Annotated in this window: 10 protein-coding genes; all 10 read left to right on the top strand. The window is 58.7% G+C overall.

All coding sequences use genetic code 11. The features are described from left to right. Positions 1-158 precede the first annotated feature (158 nt). On the top strand, positions 159-1,172 hold the full coding sequence (locus EKH79_RS15570) for a PhoH family protein (RefSeq protein WP_126674740.1): 1,014 nt from the start codon (positions 159-161) through the stop codon (positions 1,170-1,172). Continuing rightward, positions 1,159-1,656 (top strand): rRNA maturation RNase YbeY, encoded by a 498-nt coding sequence (ybeY, locus tag EKH79_RS15565; RefSeq protein WP_126674739.1) that lies wholly within the window; start codon positions 1,159-1,161, stop codon positions 1,654-1,656. The genes EKH79_RS15570 and ybeY overlap by 14 nt, the downstream gene beginning before the upstream one ends. Before the next feature lie 617 nt (positions 1,657-2,273). Then, positions 2,274-3,419 carry an HlyD family secretion protein gene (locus tag EKH79_RS15560; RefSeq protein WP_126674738.1) on the top strand — a complete coding sequence of 382 codons (1,146 nt, stop codon included), beginning with the start codon at positions 2,274-2,276 and terminating at the stop codon, positions 3,417-3,419. 23 nt (positions 3,420-3,442) lie between these two features. Continuing rightward, on the top strand, positions 3,443-4,726 hold the full coding sequence (locus EKH79_RS15555) for a hypothetical protein (protein ID WP_126674737.1): 1,284 nt from the start codon (positions 3,443-3,445) through the stop codon (positions 4,724-4,726). Then, positions 4,723-6,696 carry a glycosyltransferase gene (locus tag EKH79_RS15550; RefSeq protein ID WP_199754353.1) on the top strand — a complete coding sequence of 658 codons (1,974 nt, stop codon included), beginning with the start codon at positions 4,723-4,725 and terminating at the stop codon, positions 6,694-6,696. The genes EKH79_RS15555 and EKH79_RS15550 overlap by 4 nt, the downstream gene beginning before the upstream one ends. Before the next feature lie 13 nt (positions 6,697-6,709). After that, positions 6,710-8,227, top strand: a complete 1,518-nt coding sequence (locus tag EKH79_RS15545; protein ID WP_126674736.1) for an efflux transporter outer membrane subunit — start codon at positions 6,710-6,712, stop codon at positions 8,225-8,227. Positions 8,228-8,357: 130 nt separating this feature from the next. After that, positions 8,358-9,197: a CorC family transporter gene (locus tag EKH79_RS15540; RefSeq protein ID WP_126674735.1), complete on the top strand. Its 840-nt coding sequence runs from the start codon at positions 8,358-8,360 to the stop codon at positions 9,195-9,197. Between the two features lie 77 nt (positions 9,198-9,274). Next, on the top strand, positions 9,275-10,492 hold the full coding sequence (locus EKH79_RS15535; protein ID WP_126674734.1) for a lipoprotein N-acyltransferase Lnb domain-containing protein: 1,218 nt from the start codon (positions 9,275-9,277) through the stop codon (positions 10,490-10,492). Positions 10,493-10,554: 62 nt separating this feature from the next. Continuing rightward, a complete protein-coding gene (gene corA, locus EKH79_RS15530; protein WP_233590353.1) occupies positions 10,555-11,574 on the top strand; it encodes a magnesium/cobalt transporter CorA in 1,020 nt (339 codons plus the stop codon). A 139-nt stretch (positions 11,575-11,713) separates the two neighbouring features. Further along, positions 11,714-13,528 (top strand): tetratricopeptide repeat protein, encoded by a 1,815-nt coding sequence (locus EKH79_RS15525; protein WP_126674732.1) that lies wholly within the window; start codon positions 11,714-11,716, stop codon positions 13,526-13,528. Positions 13,529-13,600: the final 72 nt, after the last annotated feature.

Below are 13,600 nucleotides of genomic sequence, written 5' to 3'. Positions count from 1 at the left end.
AAGCTCGGACACACGCATCCGGTTGCTGCCCTACCGGCCCGAGTATTTCGACGTAGCGACAACCTTGATCGTTTTAGCCATCGATAGATAACTGGTCACGCCGTCATTCCGGCGAGAGTCGGGACGACGAATCAACCCTCGCACTTCGACATCACATCATGACCAACGGCTTGAACCAACGCGACTTCGCCCTCGATCCGGAAGACAACGCCCGGCTCGCCAATCTGTGCGGCCCGTTTGACGAACACCTGCGTCAGATCGAATTGCGCCTGGGTGTGGAAATCGATCACCGCGGCAATCTGTTTCAAGTGATCGGCGAAGAAGGCGCTGCGCGCGCGGGCGAGAAAGTGCTTAAGGCGCTTTACACGGCGACCGAAAACGAATCGCTGACCGGCGCGAAAATCAATCTGCAGCTTGCCGATTCGGGCATCGAAGCGATCACCGACGACGCGGCCGAGAGCGCGCAGGACGTCACCATCAAGGTGAAGCGCGGCGTGATCAAAGGTCGCGGCCCGAACCAGGCGCGCTATCTGCATGCGATCAACACGCACGACATCAGCTTCGGTGTTGGCCCAGCCGGCACTGGCAAAACCTATCTTGCCGTAGCGAGTGCGGTCGAAGCACTCGAAGCCAATCGCGTGCAACGTCTGCTGCTCGTTCGTCCCGCCGTGGAAGCGGGCGAAAAACTCGGCTTTCTGCCCGGCGACTTGTCGCAAAAGGTGGACCCCTACCTGCGCCCGCTCTACGACGCGCTGTACGAAATGCTCGGCTTCGAAAAAGTCGCCAAGCTGATCGAACGCAACGTGATCGAGATCGCACCGCTCGCCTACATGCGCGGCCGCACCCTGAATGATTCCTACGTGATTCTCGACGAAGCGCAGAACACCACCGTCGAGCAGATGAAGATGTTCCTCACGCGCATCGGTTTCGGCTCGGTGGCGGTGATCACGGGTGACGTCAGTCAGATCGACCTGCCCCGCCATGTGCGTTCGGGACTGCGTCACGCCATCGAAGTGTTGCGCGGCGTAGACGGCATCAGCTTCACCTTCTTCACGTCGCGCGACGTTGTGCGTCACCCGCTGGTCGCCAAAATCGTGCGTGCCTACGAGGCCTTCGAGCAAGCAGCCGAGGCCGACCAAGCAGCGGGGAAACAAGGCAATGGCGCCAGGTAAGAAAACCGCTTCGGCTTCGCATATCGTCCACGTCAATTACGGCGTGGCACGCACGGGCTTACCCTCGTCGCTCAGCTTCCGTCGATGGGCCGATGCTGCGCTCGCGGGTGCCAAGCGACGCAAGCCGGCGGAATTGGCGATCCGCATCGTCGGCACGCGCGAGGGCCGACGTCTCAATCGCGATTATCGCGAGAAGGACTACGCCACCAACGTGCTGTCGTTTCCGGTGGAATTGCCGCCAGGCGTAACGCTTCCGCTCATCGGCGACCTGGCGATCTGCGCACCGGTGGTTACGCGCGAAGCGACTGAACAAGGCAAGCGTGCACGCGACCACTGGGCGCACATGACCGTGCATGGCGTCTTGCATCTGCTCGGTTACGATCACATCGACGATGCGGAAGCCGAAACGATGGAAGCGCTCGAAACACGCATTCTCGCCAGACTCGGCATCGCCGATCCTTACGCGGTCGAGCGCGACGTTTAAACGTTCGGCACAATGCCGCGATTCATGCAACGTGTGTCACGCACTGAACACGCTGGTGTTTTCGAAGCTCCATCACTCGCGAACGTGGCACGTCATCCGCCATGGATGACTATCAACTACTTAGCACGACTACGTGCTGCAATGCGCCAGTAACAGGCCATATGTCTGTCGAAGAATTGTCGACAGCGTGTGTGCATTGAATGAAGCACATTCATTTTTTGAACTCAAATCTAACTGATGTGGCGCACTTACGCGATTGAAGACAGCGCCGGTTCATGGCGTTCCAACTATTCCTTTACGTGTTCGGCACTGACGCAGCGCATCAATCAGGAACCGTCGTCATGACGATTCGCGGCACGTAAGCCTTCTTCTGCCAGTCGGACATAAGCAAATCTGTTGCGCTATCTCGATGTGAGATGTGCTCTTTCCTCCGCCCCGCTTCGGCGTACGGGTGCAGGTGTCTGCGCGATGCCCATCAACAGAGGCGATGTGTTTTGAAAACTCAGCTACTCCCCACTGAACCGTTACCCCAAACTCAACCTGTACCCGCTCGCGATATAAGTTCACCAAAAAAATCTCCGCTAGCGTTCGTACCGCGTCTTGCCGGCTATGCACTGATGGCTTTCATCGCATGGCTGTTGCTCAAGACGTTGTTTGAACCATGGGTCTCTACCAGCGCCACGCGTGCCGCTCTCAACGCCCCTGCCGTTTTGATCACCACACCGATCAGCGGCACGGTTAGCGCGCAATACGCACAAAACGGACAGCCCATCCAACCGGGACAATCCATTGCGGTCGTGAAGAACACTACGGTCGCACGCGACTCGTTGACCACACTGCTCACCCAGCGGCTGGAACTACAAGGCCACCTGGATGATCTGCGCAGCCGTTTGCAAGCGGATCAACGCATGCTCGACTACACCGACGGACAATACAAAAAATATCAGCAGGCTAGCGTCAGTCAGTTGCAAAGCACGTATGAGTCCATCCAGGCACAACAGGACGCCACATCGGCGAAGCTGGAAGAACTCGATGCCAAGTACGCACGAGACATGGCGCTGGAACGCGATGGTGCGATCAGCGCATCCGTCGTGGAAGAAGCACGCGCCGAGGCGGATGCCGCACGCAGTGAAGCCGATGCGATGGATCAGAACGCAGACAGCGTAGGCGCCGGCATCAACGCCGCCAAGCGCGGGGTCTATGTCTCCGCCGGCCAGGATAGCAACGGTCAATTGCCGCAACTGTCACAACGACGTGCCGATCTGCAAAACAGTATCAAAGACGAAGAAGCGCAAGCCGATGCGCTTGGCACCCAGCTTGCCAATCTCAATCAGCTGATCGACCATGAGCAGGGTCGCGTACAAACGCTCTCTGATTATGTCGTCAAAGCCTTTTCGGCCGGAACCACGCAGGAAGTGGTTGCACCCGTCGGGACACAGGTGACTGCCGGTTCAACGCTGGTGCGTGCGACGGACTGCAACAAGACCGACGTCGTCGCGGTTTTTCCGGCACGCATGGCATCCCGTCTCAATGTCGGCACGGAGCTGCGCGTACGCGTCAACGACGGCGCTCGCGCACATGATGCGCATATCACGCAGTTGCTGCCCAAGGCCACCGAATCCATGCAGAATGGTTTCAGCGCACCGTTCCCTTATGCGGAAGACGGTTCCGTCTACGCGCTTGCACAGTGGGATAACGACCGCAGCAACGCCACGCCGCCAACCTGTATGCCGGGCCGTAGCGTGACAGCGAGCTTGATGTGACCAACCGACGAAGAGAGATCGGCATGTCCAAGCGATGGCACCTCGCGACCAGCATCGGGCTGATCTTGATGACGATCGCATCGGCCCAGCTTCGCGCATCCGGAACAGCGCAACAGCAGTTGGCCGGCGACACCTGCACGGCATTGCGTTCGGCAGCGACCGCGATACCCGGCAGCGGCCCGATGTTGCTGCCTAGCTATCCGAGCCTGAAACGGGGCGATGACGCGACTCGCGCACTGGAGAACGTGGCGTTCGTCTACGACAACGCACTCGCCGGCATCGCACTTACCGCGTGCGGAGAACCCGCGCAGGCAAAGCGCATCGCCGATGCTTTCGTGCTCGCCGCCGCGAACGATCCCACGTTCAAGGACGGGCGACTGCGAAATGCGTATCGCAGCGGCGCGATCGAGGGCAACAAAATCGAACTACCGGGCTATTGGCAAAGCCACGGCAATTACTGGAGTCAGGATCCGTATCAAGTCGGCACCGCCACGGGCAACGTTGCGTGGGCCGCGCTGCTGCTGTTGACCGTTTACGACACCACGCACGATCGCCGCTATCTGGATGCCGCCGTCGCGCAACTTCGCTGGATTCAAACCCACGTAAATGGCACCGCACCGTTTGCGTACGAAGGCGGCCTTTTCGGTTACGACAATGCACAGCGCGCACAACACTGGAAAGCGACCGAGCACAATATCGATGTCTATGCGGCGGCGACCTGGGCCAACCGCGAGAGCGCCGATGCCGCGCTGGCGCAACAGGCGAAAATCGCAGCCAGTTTCGTCAAAGCCATGTGGGACGACAGTCAACATCGTTTCCTCGTCGGCACGCTCGACGACGGCAAGACGCTCTCGCGCGACAAATCCGGACTGGATGCACAAGTGTGGCCGCTACTGGCCTTCAATCCGCACCCGACTGAATGGAATCAGGTGTGGACGTGGGTCGATACGCAACATCGCAGCGGCGACGGTTACGGCTATCGACGCCAGCCCGACGGCATATGGACGGAGGGCAGCGCGCAGGTCGCCACGGCGATGCAAGCAAGCAACAAACCGGTGCCCGATACCTTGTGGCAACTGATCGCCGCACAACGCAGCAACGGCGGCATGCTCTACGCCACGCCGCAACCGCGCATCAGCACCGACTTCGCCATCGGCCCCACATCCACGTACTCCGATTTCTTCTACTACCACCAGCCTCACCTGGGCGCGACTGCATGGGCAGCCATCGCGGCGAAGAGTTGGAATCCCTTCACGGGCCGCCCGATTGCCAGTGTGGCGGACACTTCGGCAGGGCGCCGGCCATGATGTCCTCTGTCGACACGATGAATCTGTTGCAGGTAATCGGGCTGACCGTGCTTTTCGGCTTCGGCATGTCGCGCTTGGCGAATCCGCATCGCATGTGGGGTCGCTTGATATTCGGTGCATTTTCCGGCGCGCTGCTGTTGCGCTATGCGCTATGGCGCAGCACCGACACGTTGCCTGATCCCACGCATGGCTTTGCCAGCGTGTGGTCTTACGTGTTTTACGCTTTCGAGATGGTCTCCATCGTCTACACGCTTGCGACTATCGTGGTGATGGTGCGCAGGCGCGATTCGCGGCCTTACGCCGATGCTGGCGAAGCGCGATTGCGCGAGGCTGGCACCAACGTTCCGGCAGTCGATGTGTTTATCGCGACCTATAACGAAGACCTGCAAATTCTCGAAAAAACCATCGTTTCGGCGAAAGCGATCGATTATCCGCACGTCAATGTCTGGGTGCTCGACGACACGCGCCGCGACTGGTTGCGCGACTACTGCGCGAAGATGGGCGTGCACTACGCTCGCCGCCCGGACAATCGCCACGCCAAGGCCGGCAACATGAACAACGGCCTTCGATTGTCCGCGCAAGTGACTAACGCACCCTACATCCTGGTGCTCGATGCCGACTTTGCGCCGCAGAAAAACATTCTCTACCGCGTGCTTGGCCTATTCAGTGAAAAGAAAGTGGCGCTGGTTCAAACGCCGCAGTTCTACTACAACGCCGATCCGATTCAGCACAACCTCGGCACGACCGACAGCTGGGTCGACGAGCAGCGCGTGTTCTTCGATGTCTTCCAGCCGTCGCGTGATGCATGGGATTCCGCGTTCTGCGTCGGCACATCGTTCGTGGTGTCGCGCGCGGCGATCACTGCGGCTGGCGGCTTTCCCACCGACAGCGTGTGCGAAGACATTCACACCACATACGTATTGCGCAAAAACGGCCATATCACGCGCTGGCTCAACGAACGTCTGTCGATCGGTTTGTCCGCCGAGGGTTTGATCGAATACATCAATCAGCGCGGCCGCTGGTGCCTTGGCACGATGCAAGTGGCTTTGCTGAAGAACGGCCCACTGCGTGGTGAGGGTTACAACCTGATCGACCGCCTGCACTATCTGCACGGCATGCTGCACTGGATCGGCAAACCGTTCCTGCTGCTGATGTTGATCGCACCGGTGCTGTACTGGTATTTCGGCATCGCCGCGTTCTACACGACGCCGGAGCAGTTCATGTTCTACGGCATGCCGGCGCTGATCGGATTCTGGTTCTACGGTCCGTGGATCACCGAACGCAAGACGCTGCCGATCTTCACCGAAGTGACCCAGCTCGTCGCCGCTTATGCAGTAACCCGCACGATGATTTCCGCCTGCATTCGCCCGTTTGGACGTCCGTTCAAAGTCACCGCCAAGGGCTTGGATCGCAGCAAGGTGGTGGTGCACTGGAAACTCGCCGGCTTCTTCATCGCGTTGATGCTGTGTTTGATCGCGGGGGCGGTGAATACAGTGATCACTGCGCAGATGAGTGGCGGCATTATCTTCAATCTTGCGTGGACACTGATGGCGCTGGTGCTGGACCTGGCCGCGATTGCGGCCTGCGTGGACTTACCGCGGCCGCGACAGGAAGAACGCTTTCCGTTCACGCGTGCGACGCATTGGCGCCAGGGCCATCATGTGCGCCATAGCGAATTTATCGATATCTCGCTGGGCGGCGCCGCGTTGCGCGGTGGGCCGGCGATGCCGGCGGTAGGTCAAATGTTGGATGTATCCGTGCCGGAAGTCGGCTGGGTACCCGCGCGCGTCACGCGCCTGGCCAAGCACCGCCTTTGCGTGCAGTTCGAACCGGATGAAGCGACACGGCATCGCCTGATCAAACTGATCTTCTGCCAGGCGCCACACAACATTGCCGTGAAAGCACATCCGCTGCGTGCATTCGTGCAGCTGATGCGCACGGCTGGCGTATCCATCTTTCCTTCGCGATGATTCGGAGACTGTTATGAAGTCACTGCTCTTTTCCGCCGCCGTTGCCAGTTGTGCACTGGCCGGTTGCTCGATGGAGCCGACGTACCAGCGCCCGGCTATGCCTGTGCCCAACACGTATCCGTCGGGCGCAGGCACCACATCGGCATCGGCAGCAGCACCTATCGACGCCGCTGAGATGGACTGGCACGCGTTCTTCAAGGATCCGGTACTGCAGCGCCTGATCGAAATCGCGTTGACCAACAACCGCGATCTACGCGTTGCCGCCGCCAAGATGGCCGAGGCGCGCGCCGACTATGGCGAAACGCGCGCCAGCCTGTTCCCCGAGATCGATCTGCAAGGCTACGCAGGACGCCAACGCTTGCCCGCCATGACGCAAGAGCCTTCGGCGGGTCTGCTTGGTCCGATCGAAAACAACCGCAATAGCGCGACGACGTTCAATACGTACCAGGTGCAGGCGGGCATGACGAGTTATGAGCTGGATTTCTTCGGCCACGAGCGCGCCATCGCACACGAGTCGGGCAAGTTGGCCCAGGCCAGTGAAGCCGATTACGAAGCTGCACGCATCGCGCTGATCGGCGAAGTCGCCAATGCTTATCTGTCGCTCAACGCCGACCGCGCGTTGCTGCAATTGGCGCAAGAGACCGAGACCGACCAGAACGGCCACGCCAACGTGATGCAAAAGGCCTACCGCGATGGTGGCGCGTCGGAATTCGACATGCGTCGTTCGCAAACACAGGTCGATGCCGCGCAAGTGGATGTGCAGGATATGCAGATACGCATCGCCAAGGACATGGATGCGCTGGCGGTGCTGATCGGCCAGCCCGTGCTGCCGGATTACGCAACGCCCCGCCCATGGCAAGCGCCCTTGTTGACCGATGTACCGGCTGGCCTACCGTCCTCGCTGCTAGACCGTCGCCCCGACATCGTCGCCGCCGAGGATCGGCTGCGCGCCGCCAACGCCGACATTGGGCGCGCACGCGCCGCGTTTTTCCCCAATATCGCGCTGACCGCGGTGCTTGGCACCTTGAGCGGCGGTTTGTCCAACCTCTTCCGCGCCAGCTCCGCCGCCTGGAGTACCGGTGTCTCCGGCAGCGTGCCGCTGTTGGACTGGGGCAAGAATGAAAACGAACTCAGCGCCAGCAAGGCCCGCGACAGTGGAGCGGTGGCCGCTTACGAAGGAACCATCCAGGAAGCCTTCCGTGAAGTCGCCGACGACCTGGCCGTGCGCGACCACATCGTGCCGGAACTGCAAGCCCAGCAAGAACTTGTGGACCAGTCGCAACACGTCTACACCATCTCCCAGGAGCGCTTCAAAGACGGCATGGACGACTACCTGGCCACCCAGGACGCCCAGCGCTCGCTCTATACCGCGCAGGAGAAACTGGTCAGCCTGCAGCTGGATCAGGCGGTGAACCAGGTCAACCTCTATAAGGCTTTGGGCGGCGGCTGGCGCGAAGTCCAGGCCCCCAACGGTCGTGGCACTGCGGCCGGGGCCATGTCGCAGCGGCAGTCGGTAAGCGCCGTTCGATAAAGGATTTCGGCTTGCGGCGTGGATATCCGGGGCGGGTCGGTCGCCCCGGAGCGGACCGTGTTCCGGAACCGTCACGGTTTTTCCGCTAAACTGGCTCTTCCGCCCTCTACGGGCTGCATCCGCACGAGTAATGAACGAGGACCCTGGCAGTACCAGCGGCCCGGCCCACCGAAAATGGTGGGATCGACTGGGCCATTTGTTTTCCGGCGAACCACGCAACCGCGAAGAACTGATCGACGAGTTGCGCACCGCCCAGGCCAATGGCCTGCTTAGCGCCGATACCCTTCCCATGCTGGAAGGCGCGCTGCGAGTCACCGAGCTCAACGTCGATGACGTGATGGTGCCTCGCGTCCAGATCGTCATGATCGACGTCGACGCCCCGCTCGATGACATTCTCGCTGCCGTGGTGGAATCCGGGCACTCACGCTTTCCTGTGCACGGCGAAGACAAGGACGACATCCTCGGCATTCTGCTCGCCAAGGATCTGCTGAAGTACTTCGGCAACGGCCACGACTTCGACATCCGTTCGATCTTGCGTCCAGCCGTGCTGATTCCCGAATCGATGCGCCTGAACGTGCTGCTGGCCGAATTCCGCCGCAGCCGCAATCACATGGCGCTGGTGGTAGACGAATACGGCGGCGTCGCCGGCCTCGTCACCATCGAAGACGTGCTGGAAGAAATCGTCGGCGAGATCGACGACGAGCATGACGACGAGGAAGAGCCCGATCTGATGCACGCGCAAGCCGACGGCGAGTGGATCGTGGACGCCCTCACGCCGATCGCCGACTTCAATGAAGAAATCGGTGCCTCGTTCTCCGACGAAGAGTTCGACACCATCGGCGGCATGGCCACTTCCGAATTCGGTCACCTGCCGGAAGTCGGCGAGCAGATCGCCATCGGCAACTTCGAATTCCACGTCACCCAATCCGACGACCGCCGCGTGCAACAGTTCCGCGTGGTTCGCCGATAAGCAAGACCGCGCCCGCCATGGTCGGCAGGCGCGCCCTTCCCCGATAAGCTACGCACTTCCCACCAACGATTCCGCCCATGAAGCTCGCCGGCCGCCTGCTGCTGTTCCTTACCCTGATTCTGTGCGGCGCGAGCATGCCTGCGTTGGCGGAAGTGGAAAACGCGCCCGGCGCGAATCTCGAAGTCTCCCTGATTACCTACGGGCCCGGCGAGATCTACTGGGAGCGTTTCGGTCATGACGCCATCGAGCTACGCGACACCGTCAGCGGCGAAGAAATCGACTTCAACTACGGCACGTTCAACTTCGACGAGAAAAACTTCTTTATCAACTTCGCGCGTGGACGCATGCACTATCTGCTGGATGCAGAACCGACGACGGACGAAGAAGACTATTACAAGCAAGTCGGCCGCTCGATCACGCGCCAGCGTCTTGCACTCACGCCCGATCAAGCTGCCGCGTTGCGCGATTTCCTGTTCTGGAATCTGCGCCCCGAAAATGTCGGCTACAACTACAACTACTACGCCGACAACTGCACCACACGCGTGCGTGATGCATTCGATCGCGTGCTGGGCGGCGGCATCAAAACACGCCTGACCGCCATGCCCGGCGGCATGACCTATCGCCAGCAAACCGTGCGCCTCATGAGCGCGCAACCGTGGCTGATGCTTATCATGGATCTCGGCCTCGGGCCTTATGCCGATCAGCCACTATCCGCATGGAAAGAAAGCTTTCTTCCGGAAGAGCTGCAAAAGAATCTCCGAACAGTCACGGTTGACGACGGGCACGGCGGCACGCGTCCACTTGTTCAAAGCGAAGATATCCTTTCGCCCAACCGCCTCGATGTTCCGCCAACTGCGGCGCCGGACTTGCGCATGCCACTGGGCATTGCAGGATTGATATTCGCCGGATTGATCGTCATCACCTGGCGCAGCGCAAAGCTCGCCTATGCATTGCTCGGCAGCCTTTTCCTGATCTTCGCAGGTCTATCCGGACTGCTGATGCTAATTCTGTGGACCCTCACCGAGCATCACTCGGCATGGGCCAATGCAAACCTGCTGCTGTTCAATCCGATGGCGTTCGTTCTTATCGGGACGCTATGGCACGCACGCAGACATCGCCAGCCATCGCGCCTCGCTAACGGCATTCTGATAATTCAGCTCGCGGCGCTGCTCGTTGCGCTGCTGCTCCATCTGCTGCCAGGCGTCGTCCAGCAGAATCAGCCATGGATCTTGTTTGCCCTGCCATGCTGGCTTGCCTTGGCCTGGTCACTTCGGCAGAGCAAAGTCAGCGGCTGATTCTGGTACGCAATGCGCTGCATGCGATTGCCTAAGACCTAGGCACGTAGCATCATCCCCGCATGCCCACCACCGACACTCCCGCAGACGCTGCGCAAAAAACCACGAGCCCCATGGTGATTAACTGTGTGGCTTATCGGACCGATGGCACGCGTCTGAAAGATATCGATGTCGATGGCATCAGTGATGTGCTGGAAGAGCCCGATACGTTCGTCTGGGTCGGCCTGCATGAGCCAGACGAAACCTTGCTGCTAAAGCTACAGGAAGAATTCGATTTACACGATCTTGCCGTAGAAGATGCGCAACAGGCTCATCAGCGCACCAAGGTAGAAACCTATGGCGACTCCCTGTTCATCGTTGTGCAGACAGCGCAACTGGTCGAAGGTCATATCGCGTTCGGCGAAACGCACATCTTCCTCGGCAAGCGCTACCTGATCACCATCAGACATGGCGCATCGCTTTCGTATACGCCAGCCCGGCACCTCTGCGAAAAAACGCCCGAGCTTTTAGCGCATGGGCCAAGCTATGGCTTGTATGGAGTCCTCGACTTCATCGTCGACAACCTGCTTCCCATCGTGCGCGATTTTCGCGAAGAGCTGCAGGAACTGGAACAAGATATCTTTTCGGACACGTTCAATCGCAGCACCGTGCGCCGCCTTTACGACATGCAACGCGAGTTACTGACGCTTCGTCTTGCCGTCGCTCCCATGCAAGACGTCATCAGCCAGTTGGTACGCCTGCACCCCGAGCTTATTCCGGATGAGCTGCGCGCTTATTTTCGCGATGTCTACGATCACGTTTTCCGTGTCAATGAATCGATTGGCGCCATGCGTGAAATGCTAACGGCTGCCATAAACGTAAACCTCTCCCTGGTCACGTTCGGCCAGAACGAGGTCATGAAAAAGCTCGCCGGCTGGGCTGCGATGCTCGCAGCACCCACCCTGATCACCAGCTGGTACGGCATGAATTTCACGCACATGCCTGAGCTCGATAAGCCCTGGGCCTATCCGGCGATCATCTGTATGGTCGCGGTTCTCGTAGCCGGTATATATACCGCACTCAAGCGCGCTCGCTGGCTCTGAATCAAGAGCCCCGATCGAAATGCAAATTTCGACGCAATTGATGAACCTCACCGCATGATACTGTGACCATTCAAACGCTGGTAGATCATAACTACTGAACAAATGCAGCGTTATCGAACACAGATGCAGCGAGGGGACAATGCGAAATTGGGCGATCTATAGCGTCGCGGGACTTCTACTCGCCGTCGTGGCATTTACTTATTGGCCAGTCGTCCATTTCGATTTCGTATGGGATGACTGGCAGAGCTTCCACGATACTTCCTGGCTAAGACAGGGTGGTGATTGGAGGCATTACATTTTTCGCGATTTCAACGACTGGACGACCTATTTTAGGCCCCTGGTCATTGCATTTCTTGCCTTGCAAGTGCATGCGTTCGATAGCACCCCAGAGCCCATGCATGCCGTGTCGCTCGCCTTGCATCTACTGAATACGCTGTTGGTTGGTGGCATCGCTTGGCGCTGCAGTCAAGCGATCTGCGACCGGGTGCCACAGAAAATGGGCATGATGTTGCTGTGCATGCTTCTATATGGGCTTCATCCTGTCCTAATCGAACCAGTAGCCTGGATAGGGTGTCAATTCGATTTGATCGCGACGATGTTCATGCTGCTCGGATTGCTTCTGAACGCGCGCATACAGAACGACATCACTCGCGCGCCGGTAGTCGGCCTTATTTTTTTCCTCGCAGCGTGTTCTAAAGAGTCCGCCGCGTCGTTCCCGTTCTTGGTGTTTGTCTTCGACTGGGCCTTACTTCCCAAGACAGAGCCATTCGATCCAATGTCAGCCGCCCGATCGTTGATCCGCCAACACTGGAAAACCTATTGCGGAATAGTCGTTGCAGGACTTCTCTATTTAATGCTCCGCGATTGGGCACTAGGAGGGGTGCTAGTCAAATCGTCCGCCGCTCGTGCCCCAACGTTCTTGCAGAGGCCCCAGGAAGTATGCGCGGCCTATTTGCATTACTGGAGAACGTTAATCTGGCCAATGCCTGAAATGGGTCCGCTTCATCTTATCGACACTCATTTGTTTACTACGATTTCCGTATTGTCCCTAGTCAGGTGCGCAATGAGCTTAAGCATCCTGGCCATTGCCTCCTACTTCGCGGTCAGACGCGCTTCTTCACTGGGAGCCATCGTGCTCGCAGCTAGTTTTGCCCTCCTTCCCGTCCTGCATATTTCGCCTGTGACGTTCGACGTAAGCCTCTATCACGAACGCTACGTGATGACCGCCCTCTCAGTAGTTTGCGCAATGCTTCCATTGGTCTTGATACAGATACCGATGAAGAGCAAGGTCTCGCGCTACGTTCTTGCAACCGTTACTGCATTTTGGTTTTTGCTGGCAATCGTCGATATTCGCGCCACGCTTCCGAATTGGTCGAACGACATCAATCTTTGGAAGTGGGCGTTAGCCATGTATCCTGACTCACCCGACGCCAACATAAATCTCATGGCTGCGTATGTCAGGTACCAGGATTATACCGACCTTGGAATTCTGGAAGACCAGCAGCTCGCGAATCCCACGCCCTGTGTCAGTTGCATGCTGACACTGGCCAATATCGCCGCCGATCAAAAAGATCCTCGTCGTGCAATTCTGGCACTTGGCAACGCATCGCAGTCAAAGCAACTGACGAGATCTCGGGATGGGCTTCATTTGTATTATCTCGCCATGGGCAAGGTGCTAATTCTGCAGGGGCAACGGGCAGACGCCGAAAAACCCCTTGAGATTGCACAATCGCTGAGTCCTTTGGATGTGCGGCCACGACTGGTGTTGGCCCATGATTTAGCAAGCGAGGGTAAAAGTGATTTAGCTCGCCAATTAGGCACATCCGCCATTCAAGATCTGCCGGAAGATCAACGGCCAGCCATGATGCAGGCGCTGAACGAAGCCATCGAAAAGGGCCGTAAAAATCATACGGCCCCACAGGAGTCCGAAAATGAGCGACCCGCAGACCAGTAACTGATCCTGGGCGCAATGACCATTCGACTTTTGCGGCTTATGCACCGGTGATGTCTATGTCCAGATCAACGA

The sequence above is a fragment of the Dyella dinghuensis genome (genome assembly GCF_003977615.1).
GTDB classification, from domain to species: domain Bacteria; phylum Pseudomonadota; class Gammaproteobacteria; order Xanthomonadales; family Rhodanobacteraceae; genus Dyella_B; species Dyella_B dinghuensis.
Note: the sequence above shows the minus strand (reverse complement) of the source record. Positions and strands in the feature narration are given on the sequence as shown.

Bases quoted from the DNA above. Each gene is read 5' to 3' on its own strand.
- EKH79_RS15570 (WP_126674740.1), top strand. From the start codon at position 159: ATGACCAACGGCTTGAACCAACGCGACTTCGCCCTCGATCCGGAAGAC.
- ybeY (WP_126674739.1), top strand. From the start codon at position 1,159: ATGGCGCCAGGTAAGAAAACCGCTTCGGCTTCGCATATCGTCCACGTC.
- EKH79_RS15560 (WP_126674738.1), top strand. From the start codon at position 2,274: ATGGCTTTCATCGCATGGCTGTTGCTCAAGACGTTGTTTGAACCATGG.
- EKH79_RS15555 (WP_126674737.1), top strand. From the start codon at position 3,443: ATGTCCAAGCGATGGCACCTCGCGACCAGCATCGGGCTGATCTTGATG.
- EKH79_RS15550 (WP_199754353.1), top strand. From the start codon at position 4,723: ATGATGTCCTCTGTCGACACGATGAATCTGTTGCAGGTAATCGGGCTG.
- EKH79_RS15545 (WP_126674736.1), top strand. From the start codon at position 6,710: ATGAAGTCACTGCTCTTTTCCGCCGCCGTTGCCAGTTGTGCACTGGCC.
- EKH79_RS15540 (WP_126674735.1), top strand. From the start codon at position 8,358: ATGAACGAGGACCCTGGCAGTACCAGCGGCCCGGCCCACCGAAAATGG.
- EKH79_RS15535 (WP_126674734.1), top strand. From the start codon at position 9,275: ATGAAGCTCGCCGGCCGCCTGCTGCTGTTCCTTACCCTGATTCTGTGC.
- corA (WP_233590353.1), top strand. From the start codon at position 10,555: ATGCCCACCACCGACACTCCCGCAGACGCTGCGCAAAAAACCACGAGC.
- EKH79_RS15525 (WP_126674732.1), top strand. From the start codon at position 11,714: ATGCGAAATTGGGCGATCTATAGCGTCGCGGGACTTCTACTCGCCGTC.